The following is a 23,785-nucleotide window of genomic DNA, read 5'->3' as shown; positions in this document are numbered from 1 at the left end:
ATGCGCGCAGATCTGTTGATTGTCGGTGCCGGTATGGTCGGCAGCGCCCTGGCCCTGGCGTTGCGCCACAGTGGCTTGCAAATCCTCCTGCTCGACGGCGGCCCGCTGACGGTCAAGCCGTTCGATGCCCAGGCCCCGTTCGAGCCGCGTGTCAGCGCGTTGTCGGCAGCCAGCCAGCGCATCCTCGAGCGCCTTGGCGCCTGGGATGGCATTGCCCGGCGGCGTGCCACGCCATATTCGGACATGCATGTGTGGGATGGCAGTGGCACCGGGCAGATTCACTTCTCGGCCGCCAGCGTGCACGCCCAGGTGCTCGGCCATATCGTCGAGAACCGGGTGGTGCAGGATGGCCTGCTGGAACGCTTGCATGACAGCGATATCGGCCTGCTGCCCAATGCGCGGCTCGAACAGCTGCGCCGCTCTGGCGACGAGTGGCTGCTTACCCTCGCCGATGGCCGCCAGCTGCGTGCACCGCTGGTGATCGCGGCAGACGGTGCCAACTCGGCAGTGCGGCGCCTGGCCGGTTGCGAAACCCGTGAGTGGGATTACCTGCACCATGCCATCGTCACCAGCGTGCGCTGCAGCGCCGGGCACCAGGCCACGGCCTGGCAGCGCTTCACCGATGAAGGACCACTGGCGTTCCTGCCGCTATCCCGTGATGGCCAGCAGGACTGGTGCTCGATCGTGTGGTCGACCACCCCGGAGCATGCCGAGCAATTGATGGCGCTGGATGAAGCGGCCTTCCTGAAAGCCCTGGAGCGGGCATTCGAGGGGCGCCTGGGTGATGTGCTGCAGGCCGACCCGCGGGTGTGCGTACCGCTGCGCCAGCGCCACGCCAAGCGCTATGTGGATGAAGGCCTGGCATTGATCGGCGATGCCGCGCACACCATTCACCCGCTGGCCGGGCAGGGCGTCAACCTGGGCTTTCTCGATGCTGCGGTGCTGGCCGAGGTGCTGGTCAACGCCTGCGAGCGTGGCGAGCGGCTGGCGGATGTGAAGGTGCTGAGCCGTTACGAGCGACGTCGCATGCCGCACAACCTGGCACTGATGGCGGCGATGGAAGGGTTCGAGCGGTTGTTCCAGGCCAACCCGTTGCCGTTGCGCTGGTTGCGTAACAGTGGGTTGAAGCTTGTGGAGCAGATGCCGGAGGCCAAGGCACTGTTCGTGCGCCAGGCGCTGGGTTTGAGTGGTGACCTGCCGGATCTGGCCAAGGCGTGAAGGTCTTGCACGATGAGCAGTAGGAGCAAGTTCTGCAACATCCGGTAACGCCTAGGTAGATGAGTCGGAAAATGGGATTCACTACCATTTGCGCCTCTCATACGATCCGAGGAGTGCTTTCCATGTTGCCACGCAAGCCCCTACTGGCCGCCCTGGCCCTGACCCTGTTCGGCGGCACCGCCCAGGCAGCGGACGAAGTGGTGGTGTACTCCTCGCGCATCGACGAGCTGATCAAGCCGGTGTTCGATGCCTATACCGCCAAGACCGGGGTCAAGATCAAGTTCATCACCGACAAGGAAGCCCCGCTGATGCAGCGCATCAAGGCCGAGGGCGAAAACGGCGTGGCCGACCTGCTGCTGACCGTCGATGCCGGCAACCTGTGGCAAGCCGAGCAGATGGGCATCCTGCAGCCGATCAAGTCCGACATCATCGACCAGAACATCCCGTCGCAGTACCGCGCCTCGTCCCACGACTGGACCGGCCTGAGCCTGCGCGCCCGCACCATCATCTACTCCACCGAGCGGGTCAAGCCGCAGGAGCTGAGCACCTACGAAGCCTTGGCCGACAAGCAGTGGGAAGGCCGCCTGTGCCTGCGCACGGCGAAGAAGGTGTACAACCAGTCGCTGACCGCCACCCTGATCGAAACCCACGGCGAGGCGAAGACAGAGCAGATCGTCAAAGGCTGGGTCAACAACCTGTCTACCGACGTGTTCTCCGACGACAACGCCGTGATCCAGGCCATCGAGGCCGGCCAGTGCGACGTGGGCGTGGTCAACACCTACTACTATGGCCGCCTGCACAAGCAGAACCCGAAACTGCCGGTGAAGATCTTCTGGCCCAACCAAGGTGACCGTGGCGTGCACGTGAACCTGTCGGGCATCGGCCTGACCAAGCATGCGCCACACCCGGAGGCGGCGAAGAAACTGGTGGAATGGATGACTGGTGAAGAGGCGCAGAAGTTGTTCGCCGACATCAACCAGGAGTTCCCGGCCAACCCGAAGGTCAAGCCCTCGGACGAAGTGGCAGCGTGGGGCAGCTTCAAGGCTGACAGCATTCCGGTGGAAATCGCTGGCAAGCGCCAGGCTGAAGCGATTCGCTTGATGGATCGGGCTGGCTGGAACTAAGCGCCAGGCTTTATCCTTCCGGGGCCTGCAAGGGCCCATTCGCGGCGGTTCGGCGTTCCGATAAACCCGCTCCCACAGGACCGCACAACCCTCAAAGGCAGTGCAGATCCTGTGGGAGTGGGTTCACCCGCGAACGACCGCGCAGCGGTCGCCATCGCAATCGAGAGTCAAGCCTTGCCCCACACCCCTCAACGCCGCTGGTACCTCCCGGTCACCTTGGTCGCCGCCCTGGTGCTCCTGCCCCTGAGCGTCCTGCTGTTGTCCTGGCAGTCGATCGACCTGCAGATCTGGTCGCACCTGCTCGACACCCAGATGACGCGCCTGCTAACCAATACCCTGACGCTGGTGGTGGGTGTGGGCATCGGCGTCACCGTGCTGGGCGTCAGCCTGGCCTGGCTGACCAGCCTATGCGAGTTCCCTGGCCGGCGCTGGCTGGACTGGGCGCTGATGCTACCGTTCGCCATCCCGGCCTATGTGCTGGCGTTCGTCTTCGTCGGCCTGCTGGACTTCGCCGGCCCGGTGCAGAGCGCCCTGCGCGAGGTGTTCGGGCCGATGCGCCTGCCCCGGGTGCGCTCCACCGGCGGGGTGATCGTCGTCCTGGTGCTGGTGTTCTACCCCTATGTCTATCTGCTGGCGCGTACCGCATTCCTGGCCCAGGGCAAGGGCCTGATGGAAGCGGCGCGAGTGCTGGGGCTGTCCCCGCTGCAGGCGTTCTGGCGTGTGGCGCTGCCCATGGCTCGGCCCGCGATTGGCGCCGGTATTGCCCTGGCCCTGATGGAAACCCTGGCCGACTTCGGCGCGGTGGCGGTATTCAACTTCGACACCTTCACCACGGCCATCTACAAGACCTGGTACGGCTTCTTCAGCCTGTCCAGCGCGGCCCAGCTGGCCAGCCTGTTGCTGCTGGCGGTGATGCTGGTGCTGTATGGCGAGCGCCGTGCCAGGGGGGCCAGCCGCAGCGGCAACGAGCGGCCGCGCGGGCAGGCGCTGTACCACCTGCGCGGGTTCAAGGCGTTGCTGGCCAGTGGCTGGTGCCTGCTGGTGTTCGCCTGCGCCTTCGTCATCCCGCTGCTGCAACTGCTGGCGTGGTTCTGGCAGCGCGGCCGGCATGACCTGGACGAGCGTTATGTCGGCCTTGTGCTGCACACCCTGTACCTGGGTGGCATGGCGGCGCTGGTCACGGTGTGCGTGGCGTTGCTGCTGGCCTTTGCCCGGCGCCAGGCGCCGACGGGCGGTATCCGCGCCGGGGTAGGCCTGGCCAACCTGGGTTATGCCTTGCCCGGCTCGGTGCTGGCGGTGTCGATCATGCTTGCCTTCAGTTACCTCGACAACCATCTGGTCATCCCGCTGTCCAGCTGGCTGGGCGGTGCCGGCAAGCCGCTGCTGCTGGGCAGCCTGGCGGCGTTACTGCTGGCCTACCTGGTGCGCTTCATCGCGGTGGCCTACGGGCCGCTGGAGAGCAGCCTGGAGCGTATCCGCCCGTCATTGCCCGAGGCATCCCGTAGCCTGGGCGTCGGTGGCGCGGGATTGTTTTTCAAGGTGTATCTACCGCTGCTGGTGCCTGGCGCGCTCAGCGCCGCCCTGCTGGTGTTCGTCGACGTGCTCAAGGAAATGCCGGCCACTTTGCTGATGCGCCCGTTCGGCTGGGATACCTTGGCGGTAAGGGTGTTCGAGATGACCAGCGAGGGTGAGTGGGCGCGTGCATCGTTGCCGGCACTGACCCTGGTGCTGGTGGGCCTGCTGCCGGTCATCGGCCTGATCCGCCGTTCGGCACGTCGACCCGGTCACAGTCACTAAGGGTGCCAGCCCGCGCCCTTGCGGCTACAATGCGCGGCATTCGCGCGGCGGGTCCTACACAAGAAGAGCTGACGACCCGACGTCATCGACCGCCGCCGCTTCGCCACGCCCGGAAGGAGAAACCCATGGGACAGCGCACGCTTTTGTATGACCTGCACCTGGCGCTTGGCGCCAAGACGGTCGATTTCGGTGGCTGGGACATGCCCCTGCACTATGGCTCGCAGGTCGAGGAGCACCATCAGGTGCGCAGCGATTGCGGGGTGTTCGATGTTTCCCACATGACCGTTATCGATGTCGATGGTAGCGAAGCCACCGCCTGGCTGCAGCGTCTGCTGGCCAATGACGTGGCCCGCCTCGACGACACCGGCAAGGCGCTGTACAGCCCGCTGTTGCAGGAGCAGGGCGGGGTGATCGATGACCTGATCGTCTACCGCACGGAAGATGGCTATCGTCTGGTCACCAACGCCGCCACCCGCGCCAAGGTGCTCGACTGGCTGCAACTGCAGCGTGACGGTTTTGCCGTGGACTTCAAGGTCCGCCCCGACCTTGCCATTCTTGCCATCCAGGGCCCGCATGCCCGAGAAAAGGTTGCAGCGCTGCTCAGCCCCGCGCGTGCCGCGCTGATCCGCGAACTGCGTCCGTTCGAAGGTTTTGCCGAAGGCGACTGGTTCATTGCCCGCACCGGTTACACCGGTGAAGACGGCTTGGAGATCATCCTCCCCGGCGACCAGGCGGTGGCGTTCTTCAACGACCTGGTCGGTGCCGGAATCGCCCCCAGCGGCCTTGGTGCCCGCGATACCTTGCGCCTGGAAGCTGGCATGAATCTGTACGGCCAGGACATTGACGAAACCCACACCCCGCTCACCTCCAACCTTGGCTGGAGCATCGCTTGGGAGCCGGCCGGGCGTGACTTTATCGGCCGCGCCGGTCTGCTGGCGGAAATCGAACATGGCGTGCAGGAAAAACTGGTCGGCCTGGTACTGGAAGAGCGTGGCGTGCTGCGTGCCCACCAGGTGGTGCGTGTAGCCGGGATTGGCGAAGGGGAGATAACCAGTGGTAGTTTCTCGCCTACGCTGAGCAAGTCCATTGCACTTGCACGCGTGCCCATGGCCACCGGCGACCGGGCCGAGGTGGAAATCCGCGGCAAGTGGTACCCGGTGCGGGTGGTCAAACCGACCTTCGTGCGCCACGGCAAGATCCTGATCTGAACAATTTTTAACCGGCGGGCGTACCGCTGAGCCAATCGAGGAATTCAAGACATGAGCAATATCCCCGCCGACCTGCGTTTTGCCGAAAGCCACGAGTGGGCTCGCCTGGAAGCCGACGGCACCGTGACCGTGGGTATCAGCGACCACGCTCAGGAAGCCCTGGGTGACGTGGTGTTCGTCGAGCTGGCCGAAGTCGGCAAGGTGTTTGGCGCTGGCGATGCTGCCGGTGTGGTCGAGTCGGTCAAGGCCGCTTCGGACATCTACGCCCCGGTCGGTGGCGAAGTGATCGCGGTCAACGAAGAGCTGGCCGACAGCCCAGAGCTGCTCAACGAAGAACCTTACGAGTCGTGGATCTTCAAGCTGAAGCCAAGCAACCCGGCAGAGCTGGACAAGCTGCTGGATGGTGCTGGTTACGCAGCCGCTATCGGCGAATAAGGCTTCAGGCCTCATCGCCGGCAAGCCAGCTCCCACAGAGATAGCGCGCGCCTCAGGGCCTGTGGTTACCTGTGGGAGCTGGCTTGCCGGCGATAGGGCCGGTACTGGCAAAACAAGTTTCCCCGCAAAATCGGCAATCCCTTCCTAGACTTGTAAGTCTCCATGAGAGCTGTTCCAGGAAGAGAGCGTCGTCATGTCCCAGTCGCCATCCCTGCATCAACTGCAAGAGCTCAACCCTTTCCTGCGTCGCCACCTGGGCCCGGATGCCACGGAGCAGCAGGCCATGCTAAATGCGCTGGGTGTCGCCAGCCGCAGTGAGCTGATCGAGCAGACCGTACCGCCAGACATCCGCCTCAATCGCCCCCTGGACCTGCCGCCGGCACTGGACGAACAGGCCGCCCTGGCCAAGCTCGCCGGCTACGCCGGGCAGAACCAGGTCTGGACCAGCCTGATCGGCATGGGCTACCACGGCACCATCACCCCCACGGTCATCCTGCGCAACGTGCTGGAAAACCCGGGCTGGTACACCGCCTACACGCCCTATCAGCCTGAAATCGCCCAAGGCCGGCTGGAAGCACTGCTGAACTTCCAGCAGATGGTCATCGACCTCACCGGGCTGGCCCTGGCCAACGCCTCGCTGCTCGACGAAGCCACCGCCGCCGCCGAGGCCATGGCCCTGGCCAAGCGGGTGGCGCGCAACAAGAGCAATGCCTTCTTCGCCGACGAGCACTGTCACCCGCAGACGCTGTCGGTACTCAAGACCCGTGCCGAGGGCTTCGGCTTCGAGCTGATCGTCGACTCTGTGGATAACCTTGGCAAACACGCGGTTTTCGGGGCCTTGTTGCAGTACCCGGATACCCACGGCGAGGTGCGCGACCTGCGCCCGCAAATCGACCATTTGCACAGCCAGCATGCCTTGGCCTGCGTAGCCGCCGACCTGCTCAGCCTGGTGGTGCTGGCACCGCCCGGGGAACTGGGCGCCGATGTGGTGCTGGGCTCGACCCAGCGCTTTGGCGTACCGATGGGCTATGGCGGCCCCCACGCGGCCTATTTCGCCTGCCGCGATGACTACAAGCGAGCCATGCCGGGGCGCATCATCGGCGTGTCGCGCGATGCCCGTGGCAACACCGCTTTGCGCATGGCCCTGCAAACCCGCGAGCAGCATATCCGCCGCGAGAAGGCCAACTCCAACATCTGCACGGCCCAGGTGCTGCTGGCCAACATTGCCGGCTTCTACGCGGTGTACCACGGCCCGGAAGGCCTGCAGCGCATTGCCCAGCGCGTGCACCGGCTGACCTTCATCCTGGCAGCCGGCCTCGAGGCCAAGGGCATCAAGCGCCTCAACCAGCACTTCTTTGACACCCTTACCCTGGACGTCGGCGGTGCCCAGGCGGCAATCATCGAAAGCGCCGAGGCCGCGCAGATCAACTTGCGCATCCTTGGCCGCGGGCACCTGGGCGTGAGCCTGGACGAGACTTGCTCGGAGCAGACGGTGCTGCGCCTGTTCGACATCTTCCTGGGGGTGAACCACGGCCTGGATATAGCCGCACTTGACCAGCTGGCCCTGCCCGAAGGCATCCCCGCAAGCCTGGTGCGGCGCACGCCGTTCCTCGCCCACCCGGTGTTCAACCTGCACCACAGCGAAACCGAGATGCTGCGCTACCTCAAGCAGCTCGAGAACAAGGACCTGGCGCTGAACCAGTCGATGATCCCGCTGGGTTCGTGCACCATGAAGCTCAACGCCACCAGCGAGATGATCCCCATTACCTGGCCTGGCTTTGCCCAACTGCACCCGTTTGCCCCGGCGGCCCAGGCCACCGGTTACAAGGCAATGATCGACGAGCTGGAAAGCTGGCTGTGCGCCATTACCGGCTTCGATGCCATCTGCATGCAGCCCAACTCCGGCGCCCAGGGCGAGTACGCCGGCCTGATGGCCATTACTCGCTACCACCGCAGCCGCCACCAGCCACAACGCACGCAGTGCCTGATCCCGTCGTCGGCCCACGGCACCAACCCGGCGTCGGCGCAAATGGCCGGCATGGAGGTGGTGATTGTCGATTGCGACGATGATGGCAACGTCGACCTGGCCGACCTCAAGGCCAAGGCCCACTCGGCCGGGGATCGGTTGTCGTGCCTGATGATCACTTACCCGTCGACCCACGGCGTGTATGAAGAGGGGATCCGCGAAATCTGCGAAGTGGTCCACCAGCACGGTGGCCAGGTGTACATGGATGGCGCCAACCTCAATGCCCAAGTGGGCCTGGCGCGTCCGGCGGATATCGGCGCTGACGTTTCACACATGAACCTGCACAAGACCTTCTGCATTCCCCACGGTGGTGGCGGCCCGGGCATGGGCCCGATCGGCATTCGCGCGCACCTCAAGCCGTTCGTCGCCAGCCACCCGGTGGTGCCGGTACCCGGCCTGGACCCGAACAACAGCGCGGTCAGTGCCGCGCCTTGGGGCAGTGCAAGCATCCTGCCGATCAGCTGGATGTACATAGCCATGATGGGGCCGCAGTTGGCCGATGCCAGCGAGGTGGCGATCCTGTCGGCCAATTACCTGGCCAGCCAGCTGGGTGGAGCCTTCCCGGTGCTCTACCGCGGGCGCAACCAGCGCGTGGCGCATGAGTGCATCCTCGACCTGCGGCCGCTGAAAGCGCTGACCGGCATAAGCGAAGAGGACGTGGCCAAACGCCTGATGGACTATGGCTTCCATGCGCCGACCATGTCGTTCCCGGTGCCGGGCACGCTGATGGTCGAGCCGACCGAGAGTGAGTCCAAGGTTGAACTGGACCGCTTTGTCGAGGCGATGTTGGCGATTCGGGCGGAAATTGGCGAAGTGCAGGAGGGCAACTGGCCGGCGGAAAACAACCCGCTCAAGCATGCACCGCATACCCTGGCCGATGTGCTGGCGGTGTGGGACAGGCCCTACAGCCTGGAACAGGCGGTGGCGCCCAGTGCTCACGTGCGCCAGCACAAGTACTGGCCAGCGGTGAACCGGGTGGACAATGTGTATGGGGACAGGAACCTGTTCTGTGCTTGTGTGCCGGTGGAGGCGTATCGCTGAGATCGGTGCTGGATTCTTCGCGGGCTTGCCCGCTCCCACAGCACTTGCACAAGATTCAAGCCTTGTGCGGTCCCTGTGGGAGCGGGCGCGCCCGCGAAGCAGGCGACGTGGTTACTCGGCTACCGCATTCTTGGCCAGGATGGCATTTGCCAGTTCCATGTCGGAAGCCTGCATCCCCGGGTTCTCTGCGCGGGCCTGGCGAATCGCCGCTTCAAGGAACGGCCCGCGGATCGCGCCTTCGCTGGCCACGAAGCTGCCGGCGTCATCCTGCGCCGCCATCACCAGCTTGTGATCCCCGGAGGTCAGGTAGCTCGATGCCGTGGTAGCACCGGTAGTCATCACGTTACGCCAGAAGGTATCGGCCATGGCCGAGCCGATAGGCAGCGAAAGCAAGGCAGCGGCAGCGATGGCGGTTTTGAAACGCATGTTGAAACACCTCGAAGGGTGAGGGTTGAAGATGCGCGATTTGATCTGCAGCGGGGTTGCAAGTTCCTTGAATACAAGGGATTTTTGCTCAGGAACAGGCCCGCAGCACTTCCTCTTGGCGGGTCTGCCCGCAGGCTACCTTGGCTTCGCCGCAGCGGCGCAGATCCAGCAATCCATCGGCCACGGCCTGGCGCCTTAAACTGGCCAGATCGCTGCCCGGACCTATCAGGGCGCGCAGGCTGTCGCTGGGAACCAGCAGCTCGAACAATCCTGTGCGGCCATGGAACCCCGTGCCACGACAGGTACGACACGGCTGGCCTTCGGCCAGCGTCGCACCACCGCGGCAATCCGCACACAGAGTACGCACCAAGCGCTGGGCCATCACCCCCACCAGCGTCGCCTTGATCAGGTAGTCGGCCACACCCAGTTCCTGAAGACGGGTGATCGCGCCACAGGCGTCGTTGGTATGCAGGGTCGACAGCACCAGGTGCCCGGTCAGGGCAGCCTGCACCGCCACCAGGGCAGTCTCGCGGTCACGGATTTCGCCGATCATGATGATGTCCGGGTCCTGGCGCAGCATGGCCCGCACACCGTTGGCGAAACCCAGGTCCAGGGCGGGCTGTACCTGCAACTGGTTGAAGGCGGGGTCCAGGCGCTCGATCGGGTCTTCGATAGTGCACAGGTTGACCTGCGGCGTGGCCAGCAGCTTGAGGCTGGCGTACAGCGTGCTGGTCTTGCCGGACCCGGTGGGGCCAGTGACCAGAATGATGCCCTGGCGTTGGCGTAGCAGGCCTTGCCACTGATCCAGTTGCGGCCCATCCAGGCCCAGCCGGTCGAAGCCTTCTTGCAGCTGTTGCGGGTCGAACAGGCGCAGCACCAGTTTTTCGCCGAACGGGGTCGGCAAGGTCGACAGCCGCAGTTCCACCTCGCCGCCGCCAGGCAGGCGGCTTTGCAGCCGGCCATCCTGCGGTCGGCGCTTTTCCGCGACGTCCATGCGCCCCAGGTGTTTCAAGCGGCTGACCAGCGCCAGGGTCACCCCGGCGGGGAAGGCATAGACGTTGTGCAGCAGGCCGTCGATACGGTAGCGCAGCTGGCCCTGCTCGCGGCGTGGTTCCAGGTGGATATCGCTGGCGCGTTGCTCGATGGCGTACTGCAGCAGCCAGTCGACGATATGCACGATGTGCGCGTCGTCGGCACTGGCCTCGGCCTGGCGCTTGCCAAGCTCCAGGAGCTGTTCGAGTTCGCCCAGGCTGGCTGACTGCTGGTGTTGCGCGCCTTTTACCGATTGGGCCAGGCGATGAAACGACTGCCCTGCCTGGCGGACCTGCTGCGGGTTGGCCAGCACGCGACGGACCGGCCGGCCCAGGCTGCGGGTGAGGTCGGCCAGCCAGTCATCCTGGTAGGGCTGGGCGCTGGCGACGGTGACGCTGGACGCATCGGCGGCGACGATAAGGATGCCGTGGCGCTGGGCGAAGGCCGGGGAAATCAGGCCGGCGATCTGGGGCAGGTCCAGTTGCAGCGGGTCAATGCGCAGGTAGGGCTGGCCGACCTTGTTGGCCAGCCATTGGCAGAGTCGGTCCAGGTCCAAGAGCTGGCCAGGATGTTCGCGGTCTTCCAGGGCGCAGGCAGCGATCTGTTCCAGCGGGTGTGCGGTGGGGTGGGTGACGGCATGCTCGAGGACCTGCAGGGTGTCGTTGGCGTGCAGGTGCTGGTCGGCGAGCAGGGCCTGGAGCACGTGCTTGAGATCGAGTGCCGCGTTGTCGGGGGTATGCATGGTTGGCGTCCGTGCCTGATAGGGGAGTCCTGCTCAAGGCTAGCCGGGCAAGGGAGGGTTACCGAGGGAGAAAGGTTTCGGAATCTTGCAGTGCCTGTGCCGGCCTCTTCGCGGGTAAACCCGCTCCCACAGGACCGCACAAACCTGAATGTTTTGCAGTACCTGTGGGAGCGGGGTTACCCGCGAAGAGGCCGGCACAAGCACCGAGCATGGCTCAGACCACCGCCAGCTCCACCCGCTGCAGGTTGCTCAGGCTCACCTCACCCACGCACACCAGGTTACGCAGTTTCTGCGCAATCACCTCGGCCCGGTGCCAACTCAGGCCGCCGATGCCGACCTCGATATCCAGCCAGTCATCCTGCTGGCTCACCTGCACGCTGTGCGGGGTCAGGAACTGCAGGGCAAACAGATTGAGCACCCGGCACAGGCTGTCAGGCTCGGCCTCGGCCTGCAGGCGATAGTGCACGGTGCTGTGGGCGCTGTTGGCGGCCCAGGCGTCGGTACGGGGCTGTGCGTTCATGCTGATCTCCGCAAATGTAGGAGAAATTCTTGCACGTTGGAGGTGGTATTTTTTCGCTATGATTTGATCGTTTCGCTGTGCTGGCGAATTGTTCTAGCCATTAAATCCTTTTCAGGAGAATTATTTATGCGCAGCGAGCTGGACGCCTATGATCGCCGTATCCTCGAGCTGCTTCAGGAGGACGCTTCGCTGTCCAGTGCGCAGATCGCCGAGCGAGTGGGGCTGTCGCAATCGCCGTGCTGGCGGCGTATCCAGCGGTTGAAGGAGGAGGGAGTGATTCGCGGGCAGGTGACCTTGCTGGACCGCAAGAAGGTCGGCCTGAACACGCAGATATTCGCCGAGGTGAAACTGAACGCTCACGGGCGCTCCAACTTCAACGAGTTCACCGACGCAATCCGCGGGTTTCCGGAGGTACTGGAGTGTTATGTGCTGATGGGGTCGGTGGACTTTCTGTTGCGCATCGTCACCCCGGATATCGAGGCTTATGAACGGTTCTTCTTCGAAAAACTGTCGAACGTGCCGGGGATACAGGAGGTGAACTCGATCGTGGCGCTGTCTGAGATCAAGTCCACCACCAGCCTGCCACTTTCGTGATGAGGCTTTCGCAGCAAAAGGCTGCTTCTACAGGGATATCGGTGACCTGTAGGAGCAGCCTTGCGCTGCGAAGCAGGCGACTCGGTATCACGCCTTGAGCAGGTGCTTCCAACCGCGGCTCTGGTCCACCGCCCGAGCCTGTTCGATACGCGCTTCCAGCACTTCATCGCTGATCGGCTGTTCAGCCAGCTCATGCAGCTTCTTCAGGTCGCCATACAGGCGGTCCATCTGCGGCGCTTCCAGCACCTGACGGGCATGGTGCAGCCAGGCCAGCAGCTGTTCGATGCGCGGCAGTTGCTCGGCCAGGTCTTCCGGACGCTGTGTGTACAACGGCAGCTTCAACGCTCGGCCTTCTTCGCCCAACAGGTGCGCCAGCCAGCTTGCCAGCTGCGCCTTGCCCTGGCGCTCGCCACGGCCTTTGCGCTCCACGGTCCAGGCACGGGCCAGCAACCAGCGTGAAGTTTCCAGCGAGAACTGGCCCCAGCGCACGTCTTCCAGCTCTTCGGCGAACTGCTCGGGGGCGGCGCGACGGATATCTTCGTCTTCGTTGCCGGCCTGCACCAGCGGGCGCCAGTCTTCGAGCAGGGCGTCGAGGCTGCTGCGCAGATCGCGGGTGGTGGCGCGCGGCGCGGCCTGGCCCAGGCTGGCGGTAATGGCACGCAGCTCGCTCAGGCACTCGACCCAGTCCTGCAGCAGGCGCCAGTGGCCGTTGTGGCGGTATTGCTCGGCCAGGCGCTGGCTGCTGCCCAGCAGTTGCCAGGCCAGTGCGGCGTAGGCGTCGTCCACGGCCATTTCGGCTTCCAGTTCGGTGTGCGGCAGGTCCAGCTCGTAGCTGTCCGGCTCCAGCAGGCGGTAGCCACGCTCGGCCTTGCTGATGTCGCATGGCATCAGCGGCAGGCTGGCGGCAAGCTCGGCAGCCAGCTCCAGCAGAGCCTGTGGCTCGCCTTCACGCAGTTCCAGTTCCAGCTCGCAGATCTCTTCCTTGCGCTTGCCGGCGATCACGAAACCCTGGTCCAGCGCTGCCTCGATCACCACCTTGCTCTTGCCGCGACCCCAGGCGATTTCGGCGTATTCACGGCTGAAGTCGGTGGTGAACAGCGGCTTGATGGTCTTTTTGTCCAGGTTGGCCAGTTGCGCGGGCCAGCAGCTGTCGTCGAGCTTCTTCAGGTCGAGCTTGACCTTGTCCAGTTGCCATTCGTGCTCGTTGCGCTCGGACAGGCCGGCCACGCTGGTGCCGCGGCACTTGAGGGTCTGGATGATGGCCTCGCCATCGCGGCGCAGGCGCAGAGCGACACGGGCGGCGGAGAGCTCGCGCTCGGGGGTGTCGAAGTACTGGTTGAGCAGTTCGCGGGTCTGCCAGCCGGACTTGTTGCGCTTTTTCAGCAGAGGGTGCTCGCGCAGGGCGGCAAGGGTCTCGCGGCTGGCGCGGAGCTTGAGTTCGGTTTCTTTGTGCATCACAGGCTCGAAGGAGGGGGCGTGGTTGCCCAGCAGTCTACAGGAGTCGGCTCTCGTCTGTTGGATCGTGGTGGCCTTCTTCGCGGGTGAACCCGCTCCCACAGTTTCTGTGCTGCCCTCAGGTGTGGCGCTTTCCCTGTGGGAGCGGGTTTACCCGCGAAGAGGCCCACACGGTTGGACGGCATTGCTATGATGGGCAACGCTTCCGAGGAGTACGCGCATGCCGTTGCCGACGCTGAAAGACCAGTTCGCCGCCCTGATCGCCGCGCCCTCGGTCAGTTGCACCCAACCTGTGCTGGACCAGTCCAACCGCCAGGTCATCGACCTGCTGGCCGGCTGGCTGGGCGACCTGGGTTTCAAGTGCGACATCCAGCAGGTCAGCCCCGGCAAGTTCAACCTGCTGGCCAGCCGTGGCACCGGCCCGGGGGGCCTGGTGCTGGCGGGGCACAGTGACACCGTACCCTATGACGAACAGCTGTGGGCCAGCGACCCGCTGAAGCTCACCGAAACCGATGGCCGCTGGGTCGGCCTGGGCAGCTGCGACATGAAAGGCTTCTTCGCCCTGGTCATCGAGGCGGTCATCCCGCTGCTCGAGCACGATTTCAAGCAACCGCTGCTGATCCTCGCCACCTGTGACGAAGAAAGCTCCATGTCCGGCGCCCGCGCCTTGGCCGAGGCCGGCCAGCCGCTCGGCCGTGCGGCGGTGATCGGCGAGCCCACCGGGCTGCGGCCGATCCGCATGCACAAGGGCATCCTCATGGACCGCATCGACATCCTCGGGCGCAGCGGCCACTCCTCGGACCCAAGCCTGGGCCGCAGCGCCATGGAGGCCATGCACGCGGTGATGGGCGAGCTGATGGGCCTGCGCCAGCAATGGCAGCAAACCTACCGCAACCCGCAATTCACCGTACCGACCCCGACCATGAACTTTGGCTGCATCCACGGCGGTGACAACCCCAACCGTATCTGCGGCCAGTGCGCCCTGGAATTCGACCTGCGCCCGCTGCCAGGCATGGACGTGGAGCAACTGCGCGCAGCCATCCGCGCCAAGCTGGTGCCGGTGGCAGAGCGTTTTGAGGTGCGCATCGACTATGCGCCGCTGTTCCCGGAGGTGCCGCCATTCGAGCAGGCCGCCGACGCCGAGCTGGTGCAAGTGGCGGAGCGCCTGACCGGCCATCGCGCCGAAGCGGTGGCGTTCGGCACCGAAGCGCCTTATCTTCAGCAACTGGGTTGCCAGACCATCGTGCTGGGCCCCGGCGATATCGCCTGTGCCCACCAGCCCGGCGAATACCTGGAAATGTCACGAATCGAGCCTACCGTGCGTCTATTGCGTGACCTGATCCGGCACTATTGCCTGGACTAAACGTCAACCGAACTGTTTCGTTCCTGCCTAGAGGAGACCGCGCGTGACCGCAAGCCTGTTCCGACGATGATCCTGAACGCCCCCTGTATCGCCGTTCTCCGTCCACTTATCCACAGGCCCTGTCATGCCCGACTACGTCAACTGGCTGCGTCATGCCTCCCCGTATATCAATGCCCATCGCGACTGCACCTTCGTGGTCATGCTCCCTGGCGATGGGGTGGAACACCCTAATTTCGGCAACATCGTCCACGACCTGGTGCTGCTGCACAGCCTGGGCGTGCGCCTGGTACTGGTGCATGGCTCGCGCCCGCAGATCGAAAGCCGCCTGGCTGATCGCGGCCTGACCCCGCACTACCACCGGGGCTTGCGTATCACCGATGCCGCCACCCTGGATTGCGTGATCGATGCCGTCGGCGCCCTGCGCCTGGCCATCGAGGCACGCCTGTCGATGGACATCGCCGCTTCGCCCATGCAGGGCTCGCGCCTGCGCGTGGCGTCCGGCAACCTGGTCACGGCGCGGCCGATTGGTGTGCTCGAAGGTGTGGACTACCACCATACCGGCGAGGTGCGCCGGGTCGACCGCAAGGGCATCAGCCGCCTGCTAGACGAGCGCTCCATCGTGCTGTTGTCGCCGCTGGGCTACTCGCCCACGGGTGAAATCTTCAACCTGGCCTGCGAAGACGTGGCCACCCGCGCCGCCATCGAACTGGGGGCCGACAAGTTGCTGCTGTTCGGTGCCGAGCCAGGCCTGCTGGATGCCGATGGCAAGCTGGTGCGTGAGCTGCGCCCGCAGCAGGTTGCCCCGCATCTGCAGCGCCTGGGCAGCGATTACCAGGGCGAATTGCTGGATGCTGCGGCCGAAGCCTGCAAGGGCGGCGTGGCACGCAGCCATATCGTCAGCTATGCCGAGGACGGCGCCTTGCTGACCGAGCTGTTCACCCGTGGCGGTGGTGGCACGCTGGTGTCGCAGGAGCAGTTCGAAGTGGTGCGCGAGGCGACCATCGAGGACGTGGGCGGTTTGCTGGAACTGATCAGCCCGCTGGAAGAGCAGGGCATCCTTGTGCGCCGCTCGCGTGAGGTGCTGGAGCGGGAGATCGAGCAGTTCAGCGTGGTCGAGCGCGAAGGCATGATCATCGCCTGTGCGGCGTTGTATCCGATTGCCGACTCCGACGCCGGCGAACTGGCGTGCCTGGCGGTGAACCCGGAGTACCGCCATGGCGGGCGTGGTGACGAGCTGCTGGAGCGCATCGAAAGCCGGGCGCGACAGCTGGGGCTGAACACCCTGTTCGTGCTGACGACGCGTACCGCGCACTGGTTCCGCGAACGCGGGTTTGCGCCGAGCGGGGTCGAGCGGCTGCCAGCGGCGCGGGCTTCGCTGTACAACTACCAGCGCAATTCGAAGATCTTCGAGAAGCCCTTGTAAACCTGTACGGGCCTATTCGCGGGTTTACCCGCGAAGCAGGCGACACCGATCTTGAACAAAAACGCCGCCCTTGTGGGCGGCGTTTTCGTTTACACGGTATGCAGGTACCAGTTGTACTCAAGGTCGGAGATCGAGTGCTCGAACTCCTCCAGCTCGCTCTCCTTGCACGCGACGAAGATGTCGATGTACTTCGGATCGATGTACTTGTTCAGGATTTCGCTGTCGTCCAGCTCGCGCAGGGCATCGCGCAGGTTGTTCGGCAGGCTCTGCTCCAGCTGCTCGTACGAGTTGCCTTCGATCGGCTCACCCGGCTCGACCTTGTTGGTCAGACCATGGTGCACACCGGCCAGTACAGCGGCCATCATCAGGTACGGGTTGGCGTCGGCACCGGCCACGCGGTGCTCGATGCGCACGGCGTCCGGCGAGCCGGTCGGCACGCGCAGGGCCACGGTGCGGTTGTCCAGGCCCCAGCTTGGCGCGTTCGGTACATAGAACTGCGCGCCGAAGCGGCGGTACGAGTTGACGTTCGGGCAAAGGAACGCCATGGACGCGGGCAGGGTCTCGAGCACACCGCCGACAGCGTGACGTAGCGCGGCGTTCTGCTCGGGATCCTCGCTGGTGAAGATGTTGTTGCCATCTTTGTCCAGCACGGAAATGTGTACATGCAGGCCATTGCCTGCCTGGCCCGGGTAGGGCTTGGCCATGAAGGTGGTGTCCATTTCATGGTCGTAGGCGATGTTCTTGATCAACCGCTTGAGCAGTACCGCGTAGTCGCAGGCCTTGAGCGGGTCGGCCACGTGGTGCAGGTTCACTTCGAATTGCGCCGGGGCGCTTTCCTTGACGATGGCGTCGGCCGGGATGCCTTGCTCCTTCGCGCCTTCCAGGATGTCCTGCAGGCAGTCTGCATATTCGTCGAGGTCGTCGATCAGGTACACCTGGGTCGACTGTGGGCGCTTGCCCGAAATTGGCGAGCGCGGTGGCTGCGGGCGGCCGTTCACGTTCTCCTGGTCGATCAGGTAGAACTCAAGCTCGAACGCGGCGCAGATGGTCAGGCCCATCTCGGTGAACTTGTCGACCACCTGGCGCAGCACTTCACGCGGGTCGGCGAAGAATGGCTCGCCTTCGAGCTCGTGCATGGTCATCAGCAGCTGGGCGGTCGGGCGCTTCTGCCAGGGTTCGTTGGAGAGGGTGCCGGGGATCGGGTAGCAGATGCGGTCAGCATCGCCGATGTCCAGGCCCAGCCCGGTGCTTTCAACGGTGGAACCGTTGATGTCCAGGGCGAAGAGGGAGGCAGGCAGGTTGATGCCTTTCTCGTAAACCTTGTGGAGGCTGGTGCGCTCTATGCGCTTGCCACGCACCACACCATTCATATCTGCAATCAGAAGGTCAACGTAGAGAACCTCAGGATGTTCCTTAAGGAACGCGTTCGCTTCGTTAAGCTGAACGGCACGCGGGGGTACCGACATGATGCAACACCTTTGTTGTTAAAAATATCAATCAAGGGGGGCTTGCAAGACCAGTCAATCGAAAAGACAAACTGATGTCAAGCCAACCCCATGATGCCCTGAAATGGCACATCGACGGCAGATTTGCTGCATCTCGGGGCAAGCCATTATCCGCTATTTCCCGCGCAAAGGGCTATCTCCGACCAACCGTGTTTTATTTTTTACGGAGGTGTTGTGTAAAAAAATGAACAAGGCTAAGCTCGGTCTCAACCCAGAACACAATAATACGAGGGTCACATGGTCCGCTTGCCGAGACCTGAAAGCACTGCCTGCGCGGTGCCATCGGGTACATCCGTCATTTTTGCAAGCTTCGTCGATGGCGTGGCCGCCCTGGCCGCAATAATTGACGTTTGGCGCTCCCGGACCTGCCCTCGTAGCGGCTTGCCGCCCTTCGTTTCGTCTTCCTGCCCTTCGAACTCATTACGGACGCACCTGTTTTCAGTGTATCCACTGTGGCTCTGCGCGGGGGTTTTTGCTTTAGCAATGTACTCCATCCAGAATCAGTGCGCGGACCACCTTACCTCCTGAGGTATTTATGAGTAACAACCTCGACCAGCTCACCGATTGGTTGAAAGAGCACAAGATCACCGAAGTCGAATGCATGATCAGTGACCTGACCGGCATCACGCGCGGCAAGATTTCGCCTACCAACAAGTTCATCGCCGAAAAAGGCATGCGCCTGCCCGAGAGCGTGCTGCTGCAGACCGTGACCGGCGACTATGTCGATGACGACATCTATTACGAACTGCTGGACCCGGCGGACATCGACATGATCTGCCGCCCCGACGAGAACGCCGTGTTCCTTGTGCCATGGGCCATCGAGCCGACCGCCCAAGTGATCCACGACACCTATGACAAGAAGGGCAACCCGGTCGAGCTGTCGCCGCGCAACGTGCTGAAGAAAGTCCTCAAGCTTTACGCCGACAAGGGCTGGCAGCCGATCGTCGCGCCGGAGATGGAGTTCTACCTGACCAAGCGCAGCGAAGACCCGGACTTCCCGTTGCAGCCCCCGGTAGGCCGTTCGGGCCGCCCGGAAACCGGCCGTCAGTCGTTCTCGATCGAAGCCGCCAACGAATTCGACCCGCTGTTCGAAGACGTCTACGACTGGTGCGAACTGCAGCAGCTGGACCTCGACACGCTGATCCATGAAGACGGCACGGCGCAGATGGAGATCAATTTCCGTCATGGCAACGCCCTGCACCTGGCCGACCAGATCCTGGTGTTCAAGCGCACCATGCGCGAGGCCGCGCTCAAGCACAATGTGGCCGCCACCTTCATGGCCAAGCCCATGACCGGCGAGCCAGGCAGTGCCATGCACCTGCACCAGAGCGTGGTCGACGTGACCACCGGCAAGAACATCTTCAGCAACGACGACGGCAGCATGAGCGAACTGTTCCTGCACCACATTGGTGGTTTGCAGAAGTTCATCCCCGAGGCGTTGCCGCTGTTCGCCCCCAACGTCAACTCGTTCCGCCGCTTCCTGCCCGACACCTCGGCACCGGTGAACGTGGAATGGGGCGAGGAAAACCGTACCGTCGGTCTGCGCGTGCCGGACGCCGGCCCGCAAAGCCGCCGGGTCGAGAACCGCCTGCCGGGCGCCGACGCCAACCCTTACCTGGCCATCGCCGCCAGCCTGCTGTGTGGCTACATCGGCATGGTCGAAGGCATCGATGCCAGCGCGCCGGTGCAGGGCCGTGGCTACGAACGCCGCAACCTGCGCCTGCCATTGACCATCGAAGATGCCCTGGAACGCATGGAAAACAGCCGTGCACTGGTGCAGTACCTGGGCAAGAAGTTCATTACCGGCTACGTCGCCACCAAGCGCGCCGAGCACGAGAACTTCAAGCGAGTCATCAGTTCCTGGGAGCGTGAGTTCCTGCTGTTTGCTGTCTGATCAACTTGGTGCCGCAGGACGCGGCTGTCGAACAACGGAGAAGCACATGAGCGTCAACAACCCGCAAACCCGTGAATGGCAAACCCTGAGCGGGGAGCACCACCTCGCGCCCTTCAGTGACTACAAGCAGCTGAAGGAGAAGGGGCCGCGCATCATCACCAAGGCCCAGGGTGTGCATTTGTGGGATAGCGAGGGGCACAAGATCCTCGACGGCATGGCTGGCCTGTGGTGCGTGGCAGTGGGTTATGGCCGTGAAGAACTGGTGCAGGCGGCAGAAAAGCAGATGCGCGAGCTGCCGTACTACAACCTGTTCTTCCAGACTGCCCACCCGCCTGCGCTGGAACTGGCCAAGGCAATCTCCGACGTGGCGCCGCAAGGCATGACCCATGTGTTCTTCACCGGCTCCGGCTCGGAAGGCAACGACACCGTGCTGCGCATGGTCCGCCATTACTGGGCGCTGAAAGGCAAGCCACAGAAGCAGACCATCATCGGCCGCATCAACGGCTACCACGGCTCCACCGTGGCTGGCGCCAGCCTGGGCGGCATGAGCGGCATGCACGAGCAGGGTGGCCTGCCGATCCCGGGCATCGTGCATATCCCGCAGCCTTACTGGTTCGGCGAAGGCGGCGACATGACCCCGGATGAGTTCGGGGTGTGGGCGGCCGAGCAGCTGGAGCAGAAAATCCTCGAAGTCGGCGAAGACAATGTCGCCGCCTTCATCGCCGAGCCGATCCAGGGCGCCGGCGGCGTGATCATCCCGCCGGAAACCTACTGGCCGAAGGTGAAGGAGATCCTCGCCAAGTACGACATCCTGTTCGTCGCCGACGAAGTGATCTGCGGGTTCGGCCGTACCGGCGAGTGGTTCGGCTCTGACTACTACGACCTCAAGCCCGACCTGATGACCATCGCCAAGGGCCTGACTTCCGGTTACATCCCCATGGGCGGTGTGATCGTGCGTGACACCGTGGCCCAGGTACTCAGCCAAGGCGGCGACTTCAATCACGGCTTCACCTATTCGGGCCACCCGGTAGCGGCCGCCGTAGGCCTGGAAAACCTGCGCATCCTGCGTGACGAGAAAATCGTCGAGAAGGCGCGCACAGAAGCGGCACCGTATTTGCAAAAGCGTTTGCGTGAACTGCAGGACCATCCTCTGGTGGGTGAAGTACGCGGCCTGGGCCTGCTCGGCGCTATCGAGCTGGTCAAGGACAAAGCCACCCGCAGCCGTTACGAAGGCAAGGGCGTGGGCATGATCTGCCGCACCTTCTGCTTCGACAACGGCCTGATCATGCGCGCGGTGGGTGACACCATGATCATTGCGCCACCGCTGGTAATCAGCCATGCAGAGATCGACGAACTGGTGGAAAAGGCACGCAAATGCCTGGACCTGACGCTTGAAGCGATTCGTTGACAGTTTGCTAGGCTAGCGATGTGACATTAAGTCGTTACAAGGCCCTGCTTTCCTTGATACAGAGCCTTGTAACTTGCCAGACTAGCGACTGTTTCAGTCGCCGCGCGCTCTGCACCGTAGGTCCTGGCTGCTGAACAGATGGCTAAATAAAAAATTCTGGAGCATTACGCATGAATAAAATAGGCAAGACGTTGCTGGCCGCCGCCCTGATGGGTGCCATGGCTACCGCTGTTCAGGCTGAAGACAAGGTGTTGAACGTCTACAACTGGTCGGACTACATCGCTCCGGACACCATCGCCAAGTTCGAGAAGCAGTCGGGCATCAAGGTCAAGTACGACGTCTTCGACAGCAACGAAACCCTCGAAGCCAAGCTGCTGGCAGGCAAGTCGGGCTATGACATCGTCGTGCCTTCTAACAACTTCCTGGCCAAGCAGATCAAGGCTGGCGTGTACGAGGAACTGGACCGCTCCAAGCTGCCGAACTGGAAGAACCTCGACCCTGACCTGCTCAAGGCCGTTGGCGATGCCAGCGACAAGGACAACAAGCACGCCTTCCCGTACATGTGGGGCTCGATCGGCATCGGCTACAACCCGGAGAAGGTCAAGGCCGCGCTGGGCGTGGACAAGATCGACTCGTGGGACGTGGTGTTCAAGCCTGAGAACATCGCCAAGCTCAAGAGCTGCGGTGTGAGCTTCCTGGATGCCCCGACCGAAATGCTGCCGGCCGCGCTGCACTACCTGGGCCTGCCGACCGACAGCACCAAGAAGGAAGACCTGAAGGCCGCCGAGGACCTGTTCCTCAAGATCCGTCCTTCGATCACCTACTTTCACTCGTCCAAGTACATCGGCGACATGGCCAACGGCAACATCTGCGTAGCTGTCGGTTACTCGGGTGACCTGGAACAGTCCAAGGCCCGTGCCCACGAAGCCGGCGACAAGGTAAAAGTGGACTACGTCATTCCGAAGGAAGGTGCCGGTACCTTCTACGACATGGTCGCCATCCCCAAGGATGCCGAGCATAAAGACGCTGCCTACCAGTTCATGAACTTCCTGATGCAGCCGGAAATCATGGCCGAGATCACCAACGCCGTGCGCTTCCCGAACGGCAACGCTGCCGCCACTCAGTTCGTGGACAAGGAAATCACCAGCGATCCGAGCATCTATCCGCCAGCTGACGTGAAGAAGCAGCTGTACGCGATCGCTGCGCCTGAAGCGTCTGCCCAGCGTGTGATCACCCGCAGCTGGACCAAGATCAAGTCGGGCAAATAAGCCCGATGCGGTACCTCTGGGCCGGGGAACCCCGGCCCAGAGCCAGTGAAAGGCAATTGATGATTGCGGCATCGAAGCTGCGAAGGTAAGTTGCGCGCCGGTTTTGCGTGTGCGGCAGCATTGTCGCTACCCAGGCACTGATTGTGAGGACCACCCACTTGTCCATTTCTGTATTCCGCAAGGCCTTGATGGCTGGAGCGGGCCTGACGCTGGCATGCAGCGTCCAAGCGGCGCCTACGGTGCACTTCTACAACTGGTCCGACTACGTCGGCCCGACCACACTCGCGGACTTCGAGAAAGCCACGGGCATCAAACCCGTGCAAGACGTGTTCGACTCCAACGAAACCCTGGAAGGCAAGCTGCTGGCCGGCAACACCGGCTATGACGTGGTCGTGCCATCCAACCATTTCCTCGGCAAGCAGATCAAGGCGGGCGCGTTCCAGAAGCTCGACAAGAACCTGCTGCCCAACTATTCCAACCTGGACCCGGCGCTGATGAAGCGCCTGGAAAGGAACGACCCGGGCAACCAGTACGCCGTGCCTTACCTGTGGGGCACAAACGGCATCGGTTACAACGTCGACAAGGTGAAGGCCGCGCTGGGCGTGGACACCATTGACTCCTGGGCAGTGCTGTTCGAGCCCGAGAACATGAAGAAGCTCGCCAAGTGCGGCGTGGCCTTCCTCGACTCGGCGGACGAGATGCTGCCGGCGGTGCTCAACTACATGGGGCTGGACCCCAACAGCACCAATGCCAAGGACTACCAGGCCGCCGAGAAAAAGCTGCTGGCGGTACGCCCGTACGTGACCTACTTCCACTCGTCCAAGTACATCACCGACCTGGCCAACGGCGACATCTGCGTCGCGGCAGGTTTCTCGGGTGATGTGTTCCAGGCCAAGGCGCGCGCCGAAGAAGCGAAGAAGGGCGTGAACCTGGCCTACGCAATTCCCAAGGAAGGCGGCAACCTCTGGTTCGATGTGCTGGCGATTCCCAAGGACGCCAAAAACGTCAAAGAGGCGCATGCCTTCATCAACTATTTGCTGAAGCCTGAGGTTATCGCCCAGGTCAGTGATTACGTCGGTTACGCCAACCCGAACCCCAAGGCTGGCGACCTGATGGACCAGGCCGTGAGGACTGACGCCGCGGTTTACCCACCGCAGGAAGTGCTGAACAAGATGTTCGTGAACTCAGAGTTGCCACCCAAGGTGCAACGGCTGATGACCCGTAGCTGGACCAAGGTCAAGTCGGGCAAGTAAAAATCCAGGCCCGTGGCGGCACCTGTAGAACAGGGCTCGCGGGCACAAAAATC

At 63.3% G+C, this 23,785-nt stretch carries 19 protein-coding genes; 13 read left to right on the top strand and 6 right to left on the bottom strand.

The annotated features are described in order from the left end of the window. The 6 genes from V3314_RS02735 to gcvP all read left to right on the top strand — a co-directional run bounded on the left by V3314_RS02735 (position 1) and on the right by gcvP (position 8,849). The gene (locus V3314_RS02735; protein WP_196174599.1) at positions 1–1,218 is read left to right on the top strand and encodes a 2-octaprenyl-3-methyl-6-methoxy-1,4-benzoquinol hydroxylase; all 1,218 of its coding nucleotides are present in this window, start codon (positions 1–3) and stop codon (positions 1,216–1,218) included. Positions 1,219–1,340: 122 nt separating this feature from the next. After that, complete coding sequence (locus V3314_RS02730) at positions 1,341–2,342, top strand: extracellular solute-binding protein (RefSeq protein ID WP_085601822.1); 1,002 nt, start codon at positions 1,341–1,343, stop codon at positions 2,340–2,342. Between the two features lie 174 nt (positions 2,343–2,516). Next, on the top strand, positions 2,517–4,139 hold the full coding sequence (locus V3314_RS02725; protein WP_085601823.1) for an iron ABC transporter permease: 1,623 nt from the start codon (positions 2,517–2,519) through the stop codon (positions 4,137–4,139). Positions 4,140–4,264: 125 nt separating this feature from the next. Continuing rightward, positions 4,265–5,347: a glycine cleavage system aminomethyltransferase GcvT gene (gene gcvT / locus V3314_RS02720; protein ID WP_046613623.1), complete on the top strand. Its 1,083-nt coding sequence runs from the start codon at positions 4,265–4,267 to the stop codon at positions 5,345–5,347. 51 nt (positions 5,348–5,398) lie between these two features. Beyond that, a complete protein-coding gene (gcvH, locus tag V3314_RS02715; protein WP_135002109.1) occupies positions 5,399–5,782 on the top strand; it encodes a glycine cleavage system protein GcvH in 384 nt (127 codons plus the stop codon). Between the two features lie 193 nt (positions 5,783–5,975). After that, positions 5,976–8,849 (top strand): aminomethyl-transferring glycine dehydrogenase, encoded by a 2,874-nt coding sequence (gcvP, locus tag V3314_RS02710; RefSeq protein ID WP_338459907.1) that lies wholly within the window; start codon positions 5,976–5,978, stop codon positions 8,847–8,849. Between the two features lie 111 nt (positions 8,850–8,960). Here gcvP and V3314_RS02705 read toward each other — a convergent pair whose 3' ends face one another. The 3 genes from V3314_RS02705 to V3314_RS02695 all read right to left on the bottom strand — a co-directional run bounded on the left by V3314_RS02705 (position 8,961) and on the right by V3314_RS02695 (position 11,569). After that, the gene (locus tag V3314_RS02705; protein ID WP_003259356.1) at positions 8,961–9,275 is read right to left on the bottom strand and encodes a DUF2388 domain-containing protein; all 315 of its coding nucleotides are present in this window, start codon (positions 9,273–9,275) and stop codon (positions 8,961–8,963) included. 88 nt (positions 9,276–9,363) lie between these two features. Beyond that, on the bottom strand, positions 9,364–11,049 hold the full coding sequence (locus V3314_RS02700; protein WP_338459906.1) for a GspE/PulE family protein: 1,686 nt from the start codon (positions 11,047–11,049) through the stop codon (positions 9,364–9,366). A gap of 214 nt (positions 11,050–11,263) precedes the next feature. Then, positions 11,264–11,569 carry a hypothetical protein gene (locus V3314_RS02695; protein ID WP_108480284.1) on the bottom strand — a complete coding sequence of 102 codons (306 nt, stop codon included), beginning with the start codon at positions 11,567–11,569 and terminating at the stop codon, positions 11,264–11,266. A 126-nt stretch (positions 11,570–11,695) separates the two neighbouring features. On the opposite strand from V3314_RS02695, the gene V3314_RS02690 reads away from it, so the two are divergent. After that, positions 11,696–12,163, top strand: a complete 468-nt coding sequence (locus tag V3314_RS02690) for an Lrp/AsnC family transcriptional regulator (RefSeq protein WP_085601828.1) — start codon at positions 11,696–11,698, stop codon at positions 12,161–12,163. Positions 12,164–12,250: 87 nt separating this feature from the next. On the opposite strand, the gene V3314_RS02685 is transcribed toward V3314_RS02690, so the two are convergent. After that, positions 12,251–13,618 carry a CYTH domain-containing protein gene (locus tag V3314_RS02685; RefSeq protein ID WP_338459905.1) on the bottom strand — a complete coding sequence of 456 codons (1,368 nt, stop codon included), beginning with the start codon at positions 13,616–13,618 and terminating at the stop codon, positions 12,251–12,253. Between the two features lie 220 nt (positions 13,619–13,838). Between V3314_RS02685 and argE the strand changes: the two genes are divergently transcribed. Further along, positions 13,839–14,981 (top strand): acetylornithine deacetylase, encoded by a 1,143-nt coding sequence (argE, locus tag V3314_RS02680; protein WP_085601829.1) that lies wholly within the window; start codon positions 13,839–13,841, stop codon positions 14,979–14,981. Between the two features lie 124 nt (positions 14,982–15,105). Beyond that, complete coding sequence (gene argA / locus V3314_RS02675; RefSeq protein WP_013974710.1) at positions 15,106–16,404, top strand: amino-acid N-acetyltransferase; 1,299 nt, start codon at positions 15,106–15,108, stop codon at positions 16,402–16,404. A gap of 89 nt (positions 16,405–16,493) precedes the next feature. Here the strand turns inward: argA and V3314_RS02670 are convergent, their stop codons facing one another. Together V3314_RS02670 and V3314_RS02665 are read right to left on the bottom strand one after the other, a co-directional pair. Next, on the bottom strand, positions 16,494–17,870 hold the full coding sequence (locus V3314_RS02670) for a glutamine synthetase family protein (RefSeq protein ID WP_015272222.1): 1,377 nt from the start codon (positions 17,868–17,870) through the stop codon (positions 16,494–16,496). A 272-nt stretch (positions 17,871–18,142) separates the two neighbouring features. Then, positions 18,143–18,403: a hypothetical protein gene (locus tag V3314_RS02665; protein WP_075046702.1), complete on the bottom strand. Its 261-nt coding sequence runs from the start codon at positions 18,401–18,403 to the stop codon at positions 18,143–18,145. Positions 18,404–18,444: 41 nt separating this feature from the next. Here V3314_RS02665 and V3314_RS02660 point away from each other — a divergent pair, with 41 nt between their 5' ends. The 4 genes from V3314_RS02660 (at position 18,445) to V3314_RS02645 (ending at position 23,732) form a co-directional block, all read left to right on the top strand. Beyond that, complete coding sequence (locus tag V3314_RS02660; RefSeq protein ID WP_046613615.1) at positions 18,445–19,803, top strand: glutamine synthetase family protein; 1,359 nt, start codon at positions 18,445–18,447, stop codon at positions 19,801–19,803. Positions 19,804–19,849: 46 nt separating this feature from the next. Next, positions 19,850–21,211 (top strand): aspartate aminotransferase family protein, encoded by a 1,362-nt coding sequence (locus tag V3314_RS02655; RefSeq protein WP_046613614.1) that lies wholly within the window; start codon positions 19,850–19,852, stop codon positions 21,209–21,211. A 170-nt stretch (positions 21,212–21,381) separates the two neighbouring features. Next, entirely contained in the window at positions 21,382–22,479 is a 1,098-nt protein-coding gene (locus V3314_RS02650; RefSeq protein ID WP_338459904.1) for a polyamine ABC transporter substrate-binding protein, read from the top strand. Between the two features lie 158 nt (positions 22,480–22,637). After that, positions 22,638–23,732, top strand: coding sequence for a polyamine ABC transporter substrate-binding protein (locus tag V3314_RS02645; RefSeq protein WP_044047171.1), 1,095 nt, complete (start codon positions 22,638–22,640; stop codon positions 23,730–23,732). Positions 23,733–23,785: the final 53 nt, after the last annotated feature.

It is taken from the genome of Pseudomonas sp. TE3-3-F2023, assembly GCF_036784815.1.
GTDB lineage: Bacteria > Pseudomonadota > Gammaproteobacteria > Pseudomonadales > Pseudomonadaceae > Aquipseudomonas > Aquipseudomonas pudica.
Note: the sequence above shows the minus strand (reverse complement) of the source record. Positions and strands in the feature narration are given on the sequence as shown.